At 72.1% G+C, this 18,148-nt stretch carries 17 protein-coding genes; 2 read left to right on the forward strand and 15 right to left on the reverse strand.

Features of this window, described 5'->3' with window-relative positions:
- Nucleotides 1–473: 473 nt before the first annotated feature.
- Nucleotides 474–1,007: an RNA polymerase sigma factor gene (locus tag RLT57_RS22190; protein ID WP_311299038.1), complete on the reverse strand. Its 534-nt coding sequence runs from the start codon at nt 1,005–1,007 to the stop codon at nt 474–476.
- Between the two features lie 259 nt (nt 1,008–1,266).
- Here RLT57_RS22190 and RLT57_RS22195 point away from each other — a divergent pair, with 259 nt between their 5' ends.
- Complete coding sequence (locus RLT57_RS22195; protein ID WP_311299039.1) at nt 1,267–2,916, forward strand: BTAD domain-containing putative transcriptional regulator; 1,650 nt, start codon at nt 1,267–1,269, stop codon at nt 2,914–2,916.
- Between the two features lie 127 nt (nt 2,917–3,043).
- Here the strand turns inward: RLT57_RS22195 and RLT57_RS22200 are convergent, their stop codons facing one another.
- From RLT57_RS22200 to RLT57_RS22265, 14 genes are all read right to left on the reverse strand, one after another.
- Complete coding sequence (locus RLT57_RS22200; protein ID WP_311299040.1) at nt 3,044–3,670, reverse strand: TetR/AcrR family transcriptional regulator; 627 nt, start codon at nt 3,668–3,670, stop codon at nt 3,044–3,046.
- Nucleotides 3,671–3,748: 78 nt separating this feature from the next.
- Entirely contained in the window at nt 3,749–4,525 is a 777-nt protein-coding gene (locus tag RLT57_RS22205; protein WP_311299041.1) for a dienelactone hydrolase family protein, read from the reverse strand.
- Between the two features lie 195 nt (nt 4,526–4,720).
- Nucleotides 4,721–5,032, reverse strand: a complete 312-nt coding sequence (locus tag RLT57_RS22210; RefSeq protein WP_311299042.1) for a DUF4873 domain-containing protein — start codon at nt 5,030–5,032, stop codon at nt 4,721–4,723.
- A gap of 11 nt (nt 5,033–5,043) precedes the next feature.
- Nucleotides 5,044–5,976 carry an AurF N-oxygenase family protein gene (locus RLT57_RS22215; protein WP_311299043.1) on the reverse strand — a complete coding sequence of 311 codons (933 nt, stop codon included), beginning with the start codon at nt 5,974–5,976 and terminating at the stop codon, nt 5,044–5,046.
- The gene (locus RLT57_RS22220) at nt 5,973–6,791 is read right to left on the reverse strand and encodes a ThiF family adenylyltransferase (RefSeq protein WP_311299044.1); all 819 of its coding nucleotides are present in this window, start codon (nt 6,789–6,791) and stop codon (nt 5,973–5,975) included. The genes RLT57_RS22215 and RLT57_RS22220 overlap by 4 nt, the downstream gene beginning before the upstream one ends.
- Nucleotides 6,788–7,753: a hypothetical protein gene (locus tag RLT57_RS22225; RefSeq protein WP_311299045.1), complete on the reverse strand. Its 966-nt coding sequence runs from the start codon at nt 7,751–7,753 to the stop codon at nt 6,788–6,790. The genes RLT57_RS22220 and RLT57_RS22225 overlap by 4 nt, the downstream gene beginning before the upstream one ends.
- Entirely contained in the window at nt 7,750–9,009 is a 1,260-nt protein-coding gene (locus RLT57_RS22230; RefSeq protein WP_311299046.1) for an acyl-CoA dehydrogenase family protein, read from the reverse strand. The genes RLT57_RS22225 and RLT57_RS22230 overlap by 4 nt, the downstream gene beginning before the upstream one ends.
- 101 nt (nt 9,010–9,110) lie before the next feature.
- The gene (locus RLT57_RS22235; RefSeq protein WP_311299047.1) at nt 9,111–9,497 is read right to left on the reverse strand and encodes an SCP2 sterol-binding domain-containing protein; all 387 of its coding nucleotides are present in this window, start codon (nt 9,495–9,497) and stop codon (nt 9,111–9,113) included.
- Between the two features lie 26 nt (nt 9,498–9,523).
- The gene (locus RLT57_RS22240; RefSeq protein ID WP_311299048.1) at nt 9,524–11,200 is read right to left on the reverse strand and encodes a GMC family oxidoreductase; all 1,677 of its coding nucleotides are present in this window, start codon (nt 11,198–11,200) and stop codon (nt 9,524–9,526) included.
- Nucleotides 11,197–11,889 carry an SGNH/GDSL hydrolase family protein gene (locus RLT57_RS22245; protein WP_311299049.1) on the reverse strand — a complete coding sequence of 231 codons (693 nt, stop codon included), beginning with the start codon at nt 11,887–11,889 and terminating at the stop codon, nt 11,197–11,199. The genes RLT57_RS22240 and RLT57_RS22245 overlap by 4 nt, the downstream gene beginning before the upstream one ends.
- Nucleotides 11,890–11,931: 42 nt before the next feature.
- A complete protein-coding gene (locus tag RLT57_RS22250; RefSeq protein ID WP_311299050.1) occupies nt 11,932–12,195 on the reverse strand; it encodes an acyl carrier protein in 264 nt (87 codons plus the stop codon).
- Nucleotides 12,196–12,243: 48 nt separating this feature from the next.
- Nucleotides 12,244–13,248 (reverse strand): ribonucleotide-diphosphate reductase subunit beta, encoded by a 1,005-nt coding sequence (locus tag RLT57_RS22255; RefSeq protein WP_311299051.1) that lies wholly within the window; start codon nt 13,246–13,248, stop codon nt 12,244–12,246.
- Nucleotides 13,245–14,999, reverse strand: coding sequence for an AMP-binding protein (locus RLT57_RS22260; RefSeq protein WP_311299052.1), 1,755 nt, complete (start codon nt 14,997–14,999; stop codon nt 13,245–13,247). Before RLT57_RS22260 ends, RLT57_RS22255 begins: the two co-directional genes overlap by 4 nt.
- Nucleotides 15,000–15,490: 491 nt before the next feature.
- Nucleotides 15,491–17,002 (reverse strand): DHA2 family efflux MFS transporter permease subunit, encoded by a 1,512-nt coding sequence (locus RLT57_RS22265; protein WP_311299053.1) that lies wholly within the window; start codon nt 17,000–17,002, stop codon nt 15,491–15,493.
- Between the two features lie 144 nt (nt 17,003–17,146).
- Between RLT57_RS22265 and RLT57_RS22270 the strand changes: the two genes are divergently transcribed.
- Nucleotides 17,147–18,145 carry a beta-ketoacyl-ACP synthase 3 gene (locus RLT57_RS22270; RefSeq protein WP_311299054.1) on the forward strand — a complete coding sequence of 333 codons (999 nt, stop codon included), beginning with the start codon at nt 17,147–17,149 and terminating at the stop codon, nt 18,143–18,145.
- Nucleotides 18,146–18,148: the final 3 nt, after the last annotated feature.

Below are 18,148 nucleotides of genomic sequence, written 5' to 3' on the forward strand. Positions count from 1 at the left end.
CGGTCATCGGGTCTCGGGCGTGCGGGACTTGCCCCGGCGGCGGCACCGGGCGGTGTGACACACCTCACGCGCCGCGTCCGGACCGGGCCGGGGAAGAGCCGGCCGGCGACCGCGGGCCCCGGGGTCCGCGGTCGCGCCGACCCGGGCGCGGCGAGGTGCCCGCGCGCCGACCCGGGCGCGCCGACCCGGGTGCGCGGGCACTTCGGCGCGCGGACGGGAAATGAGCGGACATACGGCGAACCGCCATGCCGTTCGACGACATGGCGGTATGTCCGGGGCGAGGCCACGGCCGGTCCGTAACGGCCGTTTCCGCGCGGCGGCCGGAATGCCGAGCCCGTGAATGAGGCACACGGGCTCCGATTCCGGCACGGAATTGAGTTCACCCGGGCCGTCCGCGGCAGCGGGCCGCCCGGTTTCCCGATCGGGTGACAGTTATAGCGTTCAAAAGACCACATGGCCGCCAAAGGGCTTGATCAGCGCGCCATCTCCTCCTGGTACAGCGAGCGCAGTCGGCTCCGGGCCCGGGTGAACGCGCTTTCCGCGGACTTATGGGTGATGTTCAGCGCCTGCGCGGCCTCGGCGGTGGACATGCCGTCGGCGCGGGCGAGCATCACCTGCCGCTCCCGTACCCCGAGCTTGGAGAGCTGCTCCAGCAGCCACCGCCCGGCGGCCCGCTCGCAGGTCTGGTTCTCCACGTCGGGCCCGCGATCCGAGCCGTGCACGTAGCGGACCCGCACCGCGAGCCGCTGGTCGCGCGAGGTACGGCGCTGCTGGTCCACGCACAGCCGCAGGGTGATGGTGGTGAGCAGCGCGCCGACCCTGGCCTCGTCGAGCCGGTCGTACGTCGCCGCGCGGATCAGGGCCTCCTGTACACAGTCCTCCACATCTGCAGTCCTGCCCAGCCGGCCGGCCACCAGGCGCAGCAGGCGTTCTCGTTCGGCGAGAACCAGGGCCCAGCGGTGCTCTCCCCACCGTGCGTCCTGGCGCTCGTGTTTCATGGCGATCATGGGACTCATGCCACTTCCCCATCCGAGTTGGTCCGTCTCGTTGGAGCTCGTGGAAGAGAGCATCGGTGGGAGGGGTGGGGCAAAGCTTGAGGCCCGCGACCAGGGGTCGGACGGGAATCAAGAAATTCTCCATCCGGGTGCGTATGTCACGGAGGGGTCAGAGTTTCGATCCCAACGCCGCACAACCGTCCTCGCACACGTTTACGAGCCTATTGTGAGGGCGGTTGACTGACATCGTCGTTGGAGGGGGAAGACCAACGTGGCCTTCGTTCGGCTGCTCGGGCCGCTGGAATACCGGACCGCCGCGGGGGAGGCGGTGGACCTCGGTCACACCAGGCAGCGCGGAATCTTCGCGATGCTCGCGGTGAGCGCCAACGAGGCGGTGATGACCACCGAGCTGATCGACTGGACGTGGGGGAGCGAACCCCCGCTGTCGGCGCGCAACGTGCTGCACTCGTACATCTCGCGGCTGCGCGGCGCACTGGAGGCGCCCGGGTCGCCGGCGGAGGCCACCGTGCAGCGCCGGCACGGCGGCTACGTCCTGGAGGTGGACGACGACTCCGTGGATCTGCACCGGTTCCGGCGCACGGTCGCCAGGGCGCGCTCCGGCGAGGGGGACGCCCGCGCGTCGGTGGGCCTCTTCCGGCAGGCGCTGGGCATCTGGCAGGACTCGCCGCTGGGCGGGGTGACGGGGACCTGGGCCACCACGGTCCGCGAGCTGCTCGAACTGGAACGCCTGTCGGTGCTCGTCGAGTGCCACGAACGCGAGCTCCGACTCGGCGGCCACCGCGAGCTGCTCGACGAACTGCGGGCGGTGGCCGACCGGCACCCGGACAACGAGATCGTCATCCGCAACCTGATGACCGCGCTGCACCGCTCGGGCCGGCGCACCGAGGCGCTGGGCGCCTACGCCGCGCTGCGCCGCCGGCTCGCGGAGAACCTGGGGGTCGACCCGGCCGGTGAGACGCAGGAGCTGCACACCAGCATCCTGGCCGCCGGCGGCCGGGCGGGCGCCGGCCGGACGCTGGCCGGGGATCCCTGCCCGGTCGCGGCGGCGAGGTCGGGCGGCCCGCCGGAGCCGCGGGTCCCGCACCAGCTTCCCCGGGCCACCCGGCTGGTCGGCCGCGAGCAGGAGCTGGCGATGCTGGACGGCTTCGTCGCGGCGGCGTCCGCCGAGTCCTCCTGCATCCGGGTCATCGAGGGCCCGCCGGGCATCGGGAAGACCGCGCTGGCCATCCACTGGGCGCACCGGGTGGCGCCGCGCTTCCCCGACGGCCAGATCTTCGTCGACCTGCACGGCCGCGACGGCGCCCGGGACTTCCACGACCCGGACACCCTGATCCGCTTCATCCTGCGCAGCCTCGGCGTGCCCGCCCCGCCCGCGGGCACCGGTGACCTCACCGAGCGCTACCGGGAGGCGGTCGCCGGCCGGCGGCTGCTGATCGTGCTGGACGACCTGGCCTGCCACGACACCGCCGCCGGGCTGCTGCGGGAGGTCTCGGACGGGACGGTGGTGCTGGCGACCGCGCGCTCCACCGAGACCCTCAGGGAGCTGGAGGGGTCGCAGTCCGTGCGGTTCGTACGGCTGCGCGAGCTGAGCAACCGGCAGGCGGAGCGGATGCTGGCCGGGATCCTGGGGGAGGCCCGGGTGGAGGCCGAGGAGGACGCGGTGGCCCGGATCATCGAACTGTGCGGGCGCACCCCGCAGGCGCTGACCATGGTCGCCGAGCACGCGCTCGGCCGTCCCCACCTCAGCCTGGTCGACCTCACCATGACGATGGCGCTGGAGGCCGAGCGCTGGCGCGACCGGCCGGTGGGCGAGGACGAGGCGTGCCCGCTCAGGCGGCGCAGACCGCCGCGCGACCGGGCCGCGGACGCCGCCGAGCGGCGGCAGCCCCCCGCGTCCTGACCGGCCCCCGTCCCGACCGTCCCGCACCCCGGCCCTGATCCTCGTCCTCGTCCTGGTGCCCCGGGCCCGGACAGCAGAGCGGGCGCGGTCCACCGGACCGCGCCCGTCGTGCTGCGATGCCCTCGCTTCAGGCCCGGGCCGCTGCCGCCGCCAGCGCGTCGAAGAGCGCCCGCAGCTCCAGCAGGGAGGCGTCGAGCGCCGCCCGCTGGTCGTCGGCGCGGGCCGCCGCCATGGCGGACTCGCACAGGGCGCCGTAGAGCAGGCTGCTGAGCGCCGGCACCGACTGGGAGAGGATGTCGCCGCTCGCCACCGCCCGCCGGATGCCTTCCCGCATCATCAGCAGGCAGTCGGTGCTGATCTCGCGCATGGTGTCCATGCCGAGGGCGCCGGGGGCGTCCAGCAGGATGATCCGCTGGACGTCGGAGGCGAGCGCCTCGGCGAGGAAGGCCCGCGCTCCGACGTAGACCGCCTCCCAGGAGTTCGGCTGCTCGGCGTCGCTGTAGGCGCGGGCCACGACCCGGGCGAGCCGTGCCTGCTCGCGTTCGTACACGGCACGGAAGAGGTGCTGCTTGCCGCTGAAGTGGTGGTAGAGCGCGCCCTTGGTGACGTGTGCTTCACCGCACACGGCGTCCAGGGATGTCGCGTTGTAGCCGTGGGCCGCGAAGAGCGCGCGGGCCGCCGACAACAGCGCCTCGATGGTGCCGTCCGACCGTTCACGCTGGGTCGGGCGAGTTCTGGTTCGAGTCTCCATCATGGACACTTCCCCGGTAGGGCTCACGTGTACATCGTACACGCACTTCCATTCCGATGGTACGTATCACAGGTGGGCGGCTCAGACGGCCGCGGGCGCCCCCACCTTCCGGGTGAAGTCCAGCACCCGCCGCCAGGCGTCCGCCGAGGCGTCCGCGTACTGCGAGCGGGAGGCGTCGAAGAAGCTGTGCGGGGTGCCGGGGTAGGTCACCACGTCGTGGTCGACCCCGGCGGCCGCCAGCGCCTCCTCGAAGTCGCGCACGTCGCTCTGCGGGATGCCCTTGTCCTCGCCGGCCATCAGCGCCAGTACCGGCGACTTCAGCTCCCCGGCCCGGCCGGTCGGGCCGGGCGAGCCGTCGGCGCCGGCCGCGGGCCAGCAGTAGAAGCCGACGACGCCGGCCAGGTTCATGTCCCGGGTGCCGGCGATCACCGCGATCCGGCCGCCGATGCAGAAGCCGAGGGTGAGGACGGCCTTGGCGCCGCCGCCCTCCGGCGTGCGGACGTGCTCGACCGCCGCGCCCAGGTCGGTGTAGATGTTGCGCGGCGTCAGCGTGGCCATGTGCTCGGTGTACGGGAAGTCCTTGGCCCGCTTGCCGGTGCCGGCCGACCGGCCGTAGTAGTCGTAGACCAGCGCCTGGACGCCGTTCTCCGCGAACCGCAGGGCGAGTTCGGTGTAGAACCCGTACAGGCCGCGTACGTCCGGCAGGATCACCACGGCGGTGTCGGCGCCGCCGGCCGGGGCGGCCGAGAAGGCGCCGAAGACGTTCCCGTCGGCGGCGGTCAGTTCGAGGTACCGGGACTCGGTCGCCGCGTCCGCGATGGCCGGCACGGGCGGGACCGCGTCTTCGTCAAAGCACATGGGTGGATCGTCCTCGCTCTTCTCGGATCTTCTTCGCGCAGCTGTCGCGCTGGTCGCTCGGGGTGGTACGGCAGGTGCGTGCGGTACCCGCCCAGGTCTCCCATGGTGCACGTGCCGCACGTGTCGCACCGGCCGAACCCACCGACCGGTGCGCGCTGTTCACGTGGCGCGGCGGCCTCGGCGGCCGGCCCGCGGCTATTCGCTCCCGAGGTCGTCAAGACTGGTCGGGATCCGGAACGGGGGCAGGCTGACGCCCTCGACCCGGTAGCGGTTCCACAGGTCGGGCTCGCTGAGCCTTCCTTCGGCGTCGCCCTCCTCCGTGCGGAGGACGACGGCCACCGAACGGTCGCCGACCAGCCGGGTCAGCGCCTCGTCGGCGTCCAGCCGGCCGTACCAGCGGTAGCGGCCGTCGATCGGCTGGAACTGGCCGAGCAGGTGGGCCCGCAGCGCGAACTCCTCATCACCGACGATCAGTACCGCCGGGCCTTCGTAGCCGTCGTCCTCCACGGTGGTTCTCCTCAGGCTTCCTTGTCCTTGAGCCAGCCCGCCTCGCGCCAGATCTTCTCGGACTTGCCGCCGATCAGGCCGATGGACTGGTAGTACGGGGCGAGCCGCTCGGCGCCGTAGGCGCCGTTGGCCTTGGCGATCGGGTTGTTGCGGCCGGCGGCGATCGCCGCCTTGGGGTCCAGTCCGGCCCGCTCGTACATCAGCGGGTTGTAGCGGTCGTGCCGGATCGTCTTGACCACGTTGGCCAGGAAGTTGCGCAGCATCTCCAGCCGGCGCTTGGACAGCGTCGGGACGAAGCGCTCCAGCTCGGTGCGGGCGAAGCTGATGTGCCGCGCCTCCTCCACCACGTGGATACGGGCCACGGCGCGGATGACCGGCTGGACCGTCTCGTCGTTCGCCTGCTCGCGCTGGAACCGGTCGAAGAACTCCTCGGTGAGCAGGATCATCGCCCACAGCGCCGGCACCGGCGCGAAGGTCTTCAGCAGCAGGCCGTTGCGCTGCGTCTTGGGCGAGACCGGGTAGAAGTCGATGTCGAGCTTCTCCGCCAGCCGGGCGAACATGATCATGTGCCGGACCTCGTCCGCCACCTCGGTCAGCGCGAACTGCACCTGGGGGCTGGTGACGTCGCGCTTGTAGGCGTAGCGCGAGACCAGGTGCATCAGGATGTGCTCGGTCCACACGCCGGCCGCCAGCGAGGAGCCCATCTCCTCACGGCTCAGCCGGAGCTTCTGCTCCAGGGTCAGCGCTTCGTACATGTCGGTGCCGTAGATCGAGATGCGCTTCTCCGGCAGGAACCACTTGCCCTCTTCGAGAGGCTCGTCCCAGTTGATGTCGACCCGCGGGTCGTACGAGTGCTTGGCCGACGCGATGAGCAGCTGCGAGGCCTTCTTGGTCTGCCGGGCGAGCGGATCCGCGTCGCGGCGCCGTTCGGTTGCGGTGGTCATCGAAGCTCCTTTTGACTCTGCGGTGTGACGAGACTGTGCACATCGACGGTGAGCTCGCCGCGCACCGGGTTCCCGGCCAGGACCTCCACCACGTAGCGCGAGGCGAGCACGCCGAACAGGTGCGAGGCGTAAACGAGTTGCGGGACGCTGTACTCCACCTCACCGCGGTGCGCGACGATGTCCGCGATCAGGTCGGCCGGGACGATCGAGCGCGGGATCACCTTGAGCAGCAGATCCCACAGGGTCTCCTGGGCGAGGTCCTTCTCGGTGACCTCGCCGGCCAGCGGCTCCTGCGGGATCCGGTAGTCGTAGTAGCGGATGTGCTGGGTACCGGACATGTCGTAGCCCGAGACGACGGGCACGCCCAGCCGGGACGCCTCGGCGTGCAGCGTGTACTTCGCCTGCCAGCCCTTGACCGTGGTGACGTCCACGCCGTCCACGACGACGTCGACGCCGTCCAGCAGCAGTGCGGCGTTGTCGGCCTGCACGCCGCCGGTGTCCACCGTGACCTCGGCGAAGGGGTGGATGGCCCGGACCCGGTCCGCGCCGACCTCGGCCTTGTTGCGGCCGATGTCGGCGCGGTTGGCGCTCTGCCGGTTGAGGTTGTTCAGCTCGTACTCGCCGGGTTCGGTGAGCACGAAGGCGCCCAGGCCCAGCCGGGCCAGCGGCTCGATGGCGGCGCCGCCGGTCGAACCGCAGCCGGCCACCAGCACCTTGCTCGTGCGCAGCCGCTGCTGGACCTCGTCCGGGATCAGCCCCCGGTTCCGCTCGGTCAGGTCCCGGTAGTAGGCGTCCGCGTCCTGCGGGGTGTTCATACCTGCACTCTCCTGATCTCGCCCTCGACCCGGGCAACGAGTTGTCTGAAGCCCGCCAGCGGGTCGGTCGTGGCGAGTGCCGTCTCCATCCACTGGACGAGATCGGCCAGTTCGTCGCCGTACGGGGCGCGGGCCACGAACGGCTTGACCACCGGCCGCGTCACGTAGAGCGGGAAATGCAGGTCGTCCTCCGGCAGCGAGGGGGTGGTGCCCTCGATCACCGTGATGTCCTTCAGGCTGCGGGTCAGCCGGCGGATCGCCAGCCCCTCCTCGCCGTCACCGATGAGGTACTTGGGCTTCGGGCTCAGGCGCTGCAGGGTGGAGTAGAAGCAGAGCATCATCTCCAGCGTGATGCGCAGCCGCCGGGTGACCGGCGCCCGCAGCTCCGAGCCGCGCTGCACCAGGCGCTTGATCTCCCAGACCTCGTTGCTCAGCGCCGGCTCCGGCGCGGGCACGTGGTCGAAGAAGTTGACGCCGTGGGCGACCTCGGCGGGGAAGAGCACCCGGTCGGGGTCGGTCAGCGACCGCGGCCGGGTGTCCTCGGTGCCGATGTACGACACATAGCGCAGGATCGCCCCGGTGGTCTCCTGCAGGGCGATGACATGGATCTCCTCGCCGTGCCCCTCGTGCGGCTCGGCGAACAGGCCGGCGTCGTGCGCGATCCGGTCGCTGGCGTAGTTCAGCCGCAGGTACTGGGCCAGCCGGAAGCCGTAGATCATCAGCCGGTAGCGCTCCGGCAGCCCGGACTGCGGGACCGCGAGCACGGTCAGGCCGTCCGGGCGGCGGACCATGTACAGCGGATCGACCTGCGCGGCGAGGCCGCGCAGGCTGATCCGGTCGTGCAGCGCCAGCACATCGGCGATGTACCGGCCGCGGCGGTCCGCCAGAGCGGCGTCCTCCGACGCGGCGGCCCGCGCCGGAGCCGCCGTCCGGACGGACTCCGTGGTGACGGCCTCGGTCACAGTCGCCGCCCGTACAGGGCTCCGGTTATGGCCAGCGCGAGCACCTCCGGGGTGCCCTCGTAGATCCGGGCGCCGAAGGACTCGCGGACCAGCTTCTCGACGTGGTTCTCGCGGCAGTAGCCGCGGGCGCCGAGGATCGACATGGCCTCGTCGGCCACCTCGATGGCCGCCCGGTCGGCGAACAGCTTGGCCACGGCGGGCCCGTAGACCGGCGCCGGCAGCATGTTGTCGGCCTGGTAGGCGCCCTGCAGGTACAGCAGCCGGGACGCCTCGACCTTGGCCGCCATCTCGGCCAGCTTGCGGGCGGTGAACTGGTGCTCGTACAGCAGCTTCCCGGCCTGGACGCGCTCGCCGGCGAACTCCCGGGCGTACTCGAAGGCGCCGCGGGCGACACCGGTGGAGATGGCCGCGACGATGGCGCGCGCCTGGTTGGACTGGATGGACAGGTAGTTCCAGCCGTTGCCCTCGCCGAGGACCACGTTCTCCCCGGGCACCCGCACGTTCTCGAAGGTCAGCGTGGTGCCCAGGCAGGCCCGGTAGCCCATCTTGTCGGCGACCTCGCCGCGTACCACGCCCTCGCTGTCCAGCGGCACCACGAATACGGTCAGCCCGGTGGCGCCCGGGTTGCCCTCGATGTTGGCGAACACCGTCGCCCACTGGGCGACCTTGCCGTTGGTGATGAAGCGCTTGATGCCGTTGAGGATGAACCCGTCGCCGTCACGGCGGGCGGTCATCACGTCGGCGGCCAGCTCGGCGTGCTCCGGGATGAGCAGGTCGCAGCCGGAGATGTCCTCGGTGATGGCGTTGCACGCCAGCACCGGCTCGTCGCCGAGGAAGGGCGGGATGAAACGGGACTGGAGCTGCTGGTCGCCGGAGAAGAGCACCGACGTCTGGCCGAGCATCGAGGCGCCGAAGATCAGCGCCGTGCTGGCGCAGACGGAGGCGAGCTCCTCCATGGCCACGGCCACGCCCAGCACGCCCATGCCGCGACCGCCGAGCTCCTTGGGGATGGTCAGCCGCAGCAGCCCCAGCTCGTGGCCGGCCCGCACCATGTCCCAGTCGAAGTCGTCCGCGGGGGCCAGGTCGTTCTCCAGTACCCGGGGCTTGACGACGGTCTGGGCGAACTCGCGTACTTCGTCGCGCAGCTGCTCGACGTCCGGCGGCAGGTCGAACATCGAGGGCATCGCGGCGCTCTTGAGCGCCCGCAGGTCGGAAAGGGTCGGCGCGTTAGGGACGATATCGACGGTAACGGTCACGGCTGGCACTCTTTCTGCTGAATTCTTCCGGACTCTGCCAGGACTCCACGACGGCACGTGGAGAGGGGAGGAACGAGCGCAGGGGTCTGCGCCGACCCCGGTCAGGCGGTCTGCGTACCCTGCGAGACGCGCCCGTAGTACTCACGGCCGAGGACGGGCAGCAGGGCGGCGAGCTTGCGCACCGACGACACCTGCCCCTTCACGACCAGCCGGTGGGCGACGATGGCCTGCGGGATCGACAGCTGGCCCAGCAGGATCGAGTGCAGGGCGTCGGTCTCGCCCTCCAGGCGCACGGTGGCGGGGCTCGGCGCCCCCTCCAGCACACCGTCCTTGTCGATGCGCAGCGCGACCTGCGGATCGGTCAGGACCAGCTGGAGGGCGAAGTCGAACTCCTTGAGGACGGCGGCGAACGTCGCGTCGTTCAGGGCGGCCTCGGACGCGTCGAGGAAGATCCGGTTGGCCTGTTCTGCGGTTGCGTGGACACTCACGGGACGGAGCCTCTCGTTGGGTGGGATCAGCGGTGGGCCGCGGTGCCGGCCGCGACGGCACCGGTGGCAGCGGCGGAATCGTTGAGGATCAGGTCCGCGGCGCGCTCGGCGAGCATGACGGTGGGCGCGTGGGTGTGGCCGCGGGGGATCGAGGGCATGGCAGAGGCATCGACGACTCTCAGCCCCTCGATCCCCCGCAGTCGAAGGCGCGGATCGAGCACCGAGTCCTCGTCCGGCCCCATCCGGCAGGTGCCGACGGGGTGGAAGAGGGTCTCGGCGTATCCGCGGGTCAGGGCCTCGGCACCCTTGTCCGACCAGTCGTACGCGCCCGGCGTCAGCGGGGCGCCGAGCCGGTCGGCCAGCGCGGGCCTGGTGAGTACCCGCTGCGCCAGCCGTACGCCGGCGGTCAGCGCCCGCAGGTCCTCGCCGGCGGGGTCGGACAGATAGCGCGGGTCGATCAGCGGGTGGCCGGCCGGATCGGCCGGCGCCAGCCGGATGGTGCCGTGACTGCGCGGGCGCAGCAGCACCACGCCGAGCGTGACGCCGTGCTTGGGCTCGGCCTTGCGCTGGTCGAGGAACGGCAGCACCATCCACACCAGCTCCAGGTCCGGCGCGCTGAGCCGGTCGGAGCTGCGCAGGAAGGCGACCGCCTCGGCGATGTTGGAGGTGAGCCGGCCGCGCCGGCCGCGCATGAACTCGCCGATCTCGGTGGCCTGGTCCTCCACGCCCGGCGACACCGCGCCGTGCACGTCGAAGGCCAGCGGCACGTAGAGGTGGTCGGTGAGGTTGCGGCCGACCTCCTCGCGGTCGGCGTGCACCTCGATGCCGAGCGCGGTGAGCTGGTCGGCCGGGCCCACCCCGGAGAGCATCAGCAGCTGGGGGCTGCCGATGGCGCCGGCCGCGAGGATGACCTCGGCCTCGGCGCGGATCTGCGCGGGCCCGTCCGGGGTGGAGTAGGCCACGCCCACCGCCCGGCCGTTCTCGATCAGCACCCGCTCGACCTGGGCCTTGGTGATGACGGTGAGGTTGTCGCGCCCGGCGGCCGGCCGCAGGTACGCGTCGGCCGCGCTCCACCGCCGCCCGCCGCGCTGGGTGGTGTGCACCGGCCCCGCGCCCTCCGGGGTGAGGGCGGTCACCCCGTCGAGCGGGCCGATGCCGGCCTCGCCGCAAGCGGCGAGGAACTCGGCGGTGGCCGGCGACGGGTCGCGCAGGTCCTCGATCCGGATCGGGCCGCCGCTGCCGTAGCCGGGCCCGGCGTCGCGGGAACCGCCGCCCGCCCGGTCCGGGTCGCGGTCCTCGGCCCGCTCGAAGTACGGCAGCACCTCGTCGGCTGACCAGCCCTCGCAGCCCTGCGCGGCCCAGCCGTCGTAGTCGGCGCGGTGGCCGCGGGTCCAGATCTGCGCGTTCAGCGACGACGAGCCACCCAGCGTCCGGCCGCGCGGCCAGTTCAGGGACCGGCCGTCGAGGCCCGGCTGCGGCTGGGTGCTGTAGCCCCAGTCGACGTCGGAGCCAAAGAGGGTGGGGAAGGCGGCCGGGATGGCGATGCCGGCCTTGCCGTCGGAACCGCCGGCCTCGATCAGCACCACCCGGCCGTCGCTGCCGGCGCTGAGCCGGGCGGCCAGCACGCAGCCGGCCGAGCCCGCGCCGACGATCACATAGCGGGCGGTGGCCGGCGCGCCGGAACCCGTGGCGGCCCCGCTCATCGCACCCGGCCTTCCGCGCCGAGCTTGCTGAGCCGCTCGGAGAGGGTCTTGACGATCTCCGCGGCGAGCGCGGCGTGGCCCTCCATGGCGAAGTGGATGCCGTCGCCGCTCATCAGCTCCGGGCGCTTGCGCACCGGGTGGTCCCACATCTCGACGAGCATCGCGTCGTGGCGCTCGGCCACCGCGCGAATCCGCTCGTTGAGCGCGGCGACGCGCTCGCCGAACTCGGCGAGCCCGGGGACGGTGTCGAAGACGTTGGCGACGGTGAAGGCGAAGACGTCGGCGCCCTGCGAGCGCACGGCCGCGTAGACGGCGTCGAGGTCGGCCTCGACCGCGTCGAGATCGGGTTGGGGATCGAACAGGTCGTTTCCGCCGGCGGCGACGTTGACCAGGTCAGGTTTGAAGGCCATTACCTGCTCCAGCTGTTCTGCGCGCGCCTCGCCGGCGCGCTTGCCCATGACACCGGTGTTGAGGTACTGGAATTCCGGCCGGCCGGCGCCCAGGACCGAGGCGATCCGCTGCGGCCACGGTGTGTTGGCGTAGCCGCGGCTGGGGCCGCCGAGGCCCGCCGCGAAGCTGTCGCCCATCGCGGCGAACCGCCGCCAGGGGGCGTCGCGCAGCAGGCGGACGGCCTCCTCGTGCGGCAGACAGAGCGGATCGGCCGCTTCGCGGCTGAGGTCCTCGGTCATGGTGCTGTCCTCACTTCTCGCTGTGGCGTCGGCCGGGCGCTGTCAGGCCGCGTCGGTCGGGGCGGCCACCCGTGCCTCGACGAAGTCCTCGATGTCCTTGACGGTGGTGATGTCGGGGGTGCCGCCGGTCGCCTCCGTGTCGAGGGCGAAGTCCTGCTCGATCCGCAGCGACAGCTCGATGACGGCCAGGGAGTCGTAGCCGAGCTCCTCGACGAGCCGGTCGTCGGACTTCGCCTCGCGCGCGCCGAGGGGGCTCATCTCGCCGACGATCTGCCGTACGTTGCTGCGCAGGGTGCTGCTGTCCATGGGGGGCTGCTCGCTTTCTGGTACCGGGGTGACGGGGGGTGTGGGGAGTCAGGCGGAGAGCTTGGCGGCGGCCCGGATCGGGTGGGGCGCGTTCCAGCGCTCCTCGTAGGCGTCGATGGCGCGGTCGACGGCCTGGTCCCAGGCGACGCCGGCCTTCTCGGTCAGGTGCGGCAGGCCGACCAGCCGCAGCTGCTTGAGCAGGCGCTCCCGGGCGATCTCGATCGCACCGCCGAGCTGGGCGGCCCGGCTGAGCAGGGCCACCTGGATGGCGGGCACCGGGTTGAAGCGGGACGGGCCGATCAGCACCCAGGCGGCGGTGCCGAGCGACTCGAAGTGGGCGTCCTCGACGACCTGGGCGAAGCCGCCGTTGACGACGCCGTCCTGCGCGGCGCGCAGGCCGAAGGAGACGTGCCGCGACTCGTCGCGGGTGACGTTGGTCAGGCCCTCCTCCAGAGCCGGCAGCTTCAGCCGCTTGGCGAGGAAGCGGGTGGTGCGCAGCGCGGTGGCCGCGAGCACGCCCTCGGTGATGAGGTGGTAGTAGATCAGCGCGCGGTACCAGGAGTCGCGGTCGTCGTGGTTGGCGCGCACCGCGTCGGTGACCCGGGCGAGTTCGGGCGCGAAGACGTCCGCGTAGTCGGCGGAGCCCTCCAGCTCGACACCCGCGGCCTCGCTCATCGCGACACCGCAGCCCTCCTCCAGGTAGGTCTGGAAGAAGCGCACGTGCCGCGCCTCGTCGGCGAGCTGCGTGCACAGGAAGATGCGGTCGTCCTCGGTGGGCGGGGCGTCGATCAGCGAGCCCAGGGTGTGGGTCACCGCGACCTCGCCGACCTCCAGCTCGGCGAGGGCGCCGAGCATCTGGGCGCGGGAGAAGTCGGACAGCGCGTTCCACACGGGCGCGTCGCGGGCCGGGTTCACCTCGGCGACGGCCCACTGCTGGCGCTCCCAGCGGCGGTACAGGTCCGCTGATCCGGCCAGCCGGCCGTGCTGTTCTGCGGTGGTCTCGGGAGCCGTCTCGGTCACATCGAGAACGAGCCCCGCGGGAGTGGCGGTCATTTCGCTGCCCCATCCAATCGTGCCGTCGTCGTGGCGGTTGCCGTGGTCGTGGCGGTGCTGGCGGCCGTCGGTCCGGCGGCCGCCGTCGTGGTGCTGAAGGTGTCGAGCAGTACGTCGCCGGGCAGCAGGCCGTCCCCGGCCTGCTGCCACATCAGGCGGCGGCGCGGCTTGCCGCTGGAGGTACGGGGGATGACGCCGCGGCGGGCGCGCAGCACCGTCACCGCGACGGACGCGTCGAGCGAGGTGCGCAGCATCGTGGTCACCGCGGGCAGCCAGGAGTCGTCCTGGGCCTCCACCACGGCGATGGCCCGGCCGCGTCCGCCGCTGCTGCCGAGCGCCACCGCGCAGCGGCCGGCCGGTACCCCGGGGACCGCGGCGAGCGCGGCCTCCAAGTCCTCGGCGTGCACCTTGCGGCCGCGGACCTTGAGGCTGTCGCCGATCCGCCCGACGATGTACAGCTCGCCGTCGAGCAGGAAGCCGGCGTCGCCGGTGTGCAGTCCGGCCGCGGTGAACGGCGCGGAGGCGTCCGGGTCGGGCGACTGGTAGCCGAGGGCGACGGACGCGCCGGTGACCCGGACCTCGCCGAACGACCCGTCGGGCAGCGCCTTGCCGTCGTCGTCGACGATCTCGACGGTGGTCTGCGGCACGGGTACGCCGCAGGAGCTCAGCCAGCGGGCCGGGTCCTCCGGGCGGTCGAAGCCGAGCACGCCGGTGCCGGTGACGGTCACCGGCCGGCCGGTGACCAGGTCGCCCTCGGGGCGGACGATCTTCGCCCCGGTGCCGGGCACCACGCCGGTGACGGCCAGGGTCGTCTCGGCCATGCCGTAACAGGGCGTGAAGGCCGAGGTGCTGAAGCCGTACGGATTCAGCCGGGTGGCGAAGTCGGCGGCGACCCGGGGGTCGACACGCTCGGCGCCGCTCATCGCGACCCGCCAGGTGGAGAAGTCGCTGCCCGCCAGGTCGGGTTCGCGGACCCGGGAGGTGGCGTACCCGTAGCCGAAGTTGGGCGCGGTGGTGATGGTCACGGCGTGCTTGCCGTGCGCCTCCAGCCAGCGGGCGGGGGAGCGGATGAAGTCCAGCGGCGTCATCAGCCACAGGTCGATCTGGGCCACCACGGAGCCGAGGAAGGTGCCGATCAGGCCCATGTCGTGGTAGAGCGGCAGCCAGGAGGAGCAGGAGTCCTCGCTGGTGACGCCGAGCCAGCCGTGGATCGCCGCGACGTTGGCGGCCAGGTTGCCGGCGGTCACCCGGACGCCCTTGGGGGTGCCGCTGGAGCCCGAGGTGAACTGCAGCAGGGCCAGTTCGGCGTCCCGGCGTACCGCGTCGGCCGCGTCGGGCAGTTCGTCGGGCAGCGCCAGCGGCTCGGGCAGCCCCGCCTTGACGCAGGAGTCGGCGGCCAGCGCGCGCATCGCGCTGTCGGTGAGCACGGCGGCGGGGGCGGCGGCGCCCATCACGGCCGCCGCGTGGTCGCTGTACGCGTCGTGGTTGGTGAAGGTCACCGGGGACGCGATCGGCGAGGGGGTCAGGCCCGCGTACATGGTGCCGAGGAAGGCCGGGACGAAGTTCTCCGGGTCCTCGATCTGGAGGGAGACGACTCCCTGCGTGACGCCGGAGGCCCCCAGCAGGGCGGCGATCCTGCGGGCGTGACCGGCGATCTCCTGGTAGCTGCGCAGGTGCCAGCCGTCCGCTCGGTAGTAGTGGATCCCACGCGCCGACACGGGATCGTCCAGCCAGTCAAGGACGGTGTTCAACGGTTCCCTCTCAAGAGACGGACACTCGCCCTGTGTTACGCACCCGGTCGCGGACACCCCTCGCACGACTTGGCGAAGTTCTGCCCCTTGTTCTCACCGTCTGTTCTCACTGTCCGTGGCCACCGTCCCTGCCCGCCGTCCGTGCCCGCCGTCCGCGGTGTCCGGCCGCGGCGACACGGCGACACGGTGACACGGACCGCGGTGACACGGACCGCGGTGACACGGACCGCGGTGACACGGACCGCGCTGACACGGACCGCGGCGACACGGACCGCGGCGACAAGGACCGCGGGGACGCGCACAGCCGGCGGCGCGGACAGCCGGCGGCGCGGACAGCCGGCGGCGCGGAGGCCCGGAAACCACGAAGGGGGCGGCGGGCCCGAAGGCTCCGCCGCCCCCACCGGGGCCGGCCGCACGACACGGGGGCACCGTGCGACCGACGTTCCGGGCGGGTACCGGGTTGGGGGAAGTCCGGCCGGTACCCGCGGGGTTCAGCTGCGGTCGGCGACCGCGGGGGTACCGCTGCCCTGCGCCTGGCCGGCGGCCGCGGCCGCGGCGGCCTGCGCCTGGGCGGCCATGTACGCCTGGATCTGGCGCTGGGTCTCGGCGATCTCGGCCATCGACTTCTTGGTGAACAGCCCCAGCCCGGGGATGATCGAGGCGAGCACGAAGATACCGGTCAGCAGGAAGACGTCCTTGTAGGTCTGGGCGTCCAGCGGGTTGTGCGCGGCGATCACCGCGGCCATCACGGCGATGCCGATCGAGCCGCCAAACTGCCGGGCGGTGGTGTTCAGGCCGGTGCCGGAGGCGAACTTCAGCGGGTGCACCGAGATGGCCGCCGCGGTGGTGACGCTGGTCAGCGAGGCGCCGACCACGGCGCCGCCGATCAGGCCGTACGGCAGCCAGATGGCCAGGAACTTGGGCTCGCTGCCCAGGCTCAGGTACGCCCAGACGCTCACGGCGAAGAAGATCAGACCGCTGACCAGGATGACCGGGCGCTGGTTCTGCGGCTTGACCTTCTTGCCGACGATGACCGCGCAGACGGCGGAGAGCACCGCGCCGGGGCTGACCGCGAGGCCGGCCTTCAGGATCGAGTAGTGCCAGACCGTGGTCAGGTACAGCGGGCCGGACAGGAACCACACGAACAGGCCGGCGCCCAGGAAGAAGACGCTGAGGTTCGCCATCGCGAACATCTTGCTCTTCCACAGCTCGGTGTCGATGGCGGGAGCCTCCTGGCCGCGCGAGCGGACCAGCGAGTACGCGACCAGGATGACGCCGACCGCGATCCAGATCCAGGTCTCGGCGGCGTCCCAGCCCCAGTCGCCGCCCTTGGTCAGGCCGACCACGATCGCGGTGATGCCGAGGGTGACCGCGCCGGTACCGACCAGGTCGGGCCGCTTGGTCTCGGTGGCGGGCCGGTTGGGCAGCAGCTTCACGCTGCCGATGATCACGGCGATGGCGATCGGCACGTTGAGGATGAACACCGCGCGCCAGTCGAAGGCGCTCACCAGCAGGCCGCCGAGCGAGGGACCGGCGGCGGCGGCCACCGAGCCGACCGCGCCCCAGATGCCGATCGCCTCGGCCCGCTTCTCGGCCGGCGTCTCGATGAGGACCAGGCCCAGCGCGGAGGGGATCATGCCCGCGGCGCCGATGCCCTGCACGGCTCGGGCCGCGATCAGCGTGTCGACGTTCGGCGCGACCGCGCACGCGACGGAGGCGAGGCCGAACAGGGCCAGCGAGCCGATGAAGAACTTGCGGCGGCCGAAGACGTCGGCGAACCGGCCGGCGGAGGTGAGCAGAGCGGCGAACAGCACCCCGTAACTGGTGATCACCCACGTGAGGTTGCTGAGCGACTCATGGGGGAAGTGCGAACGCAGATCGGGGAATGCCACGTTGACGACCGTGGTGTCGAGGAAGGCCATGAACGTCGCCGCCGCGGTCAGCAGCAGCGTCGTCCCGGCCTTCGACGGTTCGGCGGTTGGTGTGGCAGTTGCTGAGGTCACAGCGGGGTCCCTCCAACTAACATTCCTTGGGTATGTGAGTACATACCACCAGTATGCCAATGTCAAGCAGAAGAGATCACGCGGGAAGACGGGCCCAGCCGCGTAAGACCATGCGGAAGCAGCGCTGACGACGGGAGCCCACCAGTGCACAGCACCGAGACCGAGCGCACGTTCCCGCCCGCGGCCGAGAACAGGCACGCGGCTCTTCTGGGCATCGGGACCTACCGGCCCCGGCGGATCGTCACCAACGAGGAGATCTGCCGCACCCTGGACTCCGATCCCGACTGGATCGTGCGGCGCAGCGGCATCAGCACCCGCCCCTTCGCACAGAGCGACGAGACCCTGGTGGAGATGGGGGCCACGGCCGCGGGCAAGGCACTCGCCGAGGCCGGCATGGCCCCCACCGACGTGGACCAGATCCTGGTCGCCACCATGTCCGACCTTGAGGGCGGGGACGAACTCGCCGCCGAGATCGGCAGGCGGCTCGGTGTCGCGGCCCGCGGCGTGAAGGTCAGCGCCGCCTGCGCCGGATTCACCGTGGGCCTCAGCCTGGCCGCTTCGACCGTCACCTCGGGAGCGGCCCGCAACTGCCTGCTCGTCGCGGTGGAACGGATGTCGGACATCCTCGACCCGCTCGACCGCGGTACCGCGTTCCTCTTCTCCGACGGCGCCGGCGCCGCGGTCGTCGGACAGGCCGCCGAGCCCGGCATCGGACCGGTGGTCTGGGGCACCGAACCCGAACTGGCCGACGCGATCACGGTACGGCCCGAGCCCGAGCACGACGGGCGCCCCTACCTGCGGATGCAGGGCGCGTCGGTCTTCCGCTGGGCGGTGACGAACCTGCCCGGCGTGGTGGAGACCGCGCTGAGCCGCTCCGGGCTGGCCCCCGGCGACCTCCAGGCGTTCGTGCCCCACCAGGCCAACCTGCGCATCATCGAGTCCGTCGCCGACTCGGTGGGCTTCCCCGAACACGTCGCGATCGCCCGGGACATCGTCGACCAGGGCAACGCCTCGGCCGCCTCCATCCCGCTCGCGCTGGACCGGATGCGTACCTCCGGGACGCTGCGCAGCGGGGACCTCGCCCTGCTCATCGGCTTCGGCGCGGGCCTGTCCTACGCCGCCACGGTGATCCGGATGCCGTGACCG

This window comes from Streptomyces sp. ITFR-21, assembly GCF_031844685.1.
In the GTDB taxonomy this organism is placed as follows: Bacteria; Actinomycetota; Actinomycetes; order Streptomycetales; family Streptomycetaceae; genus Actinacidiphila.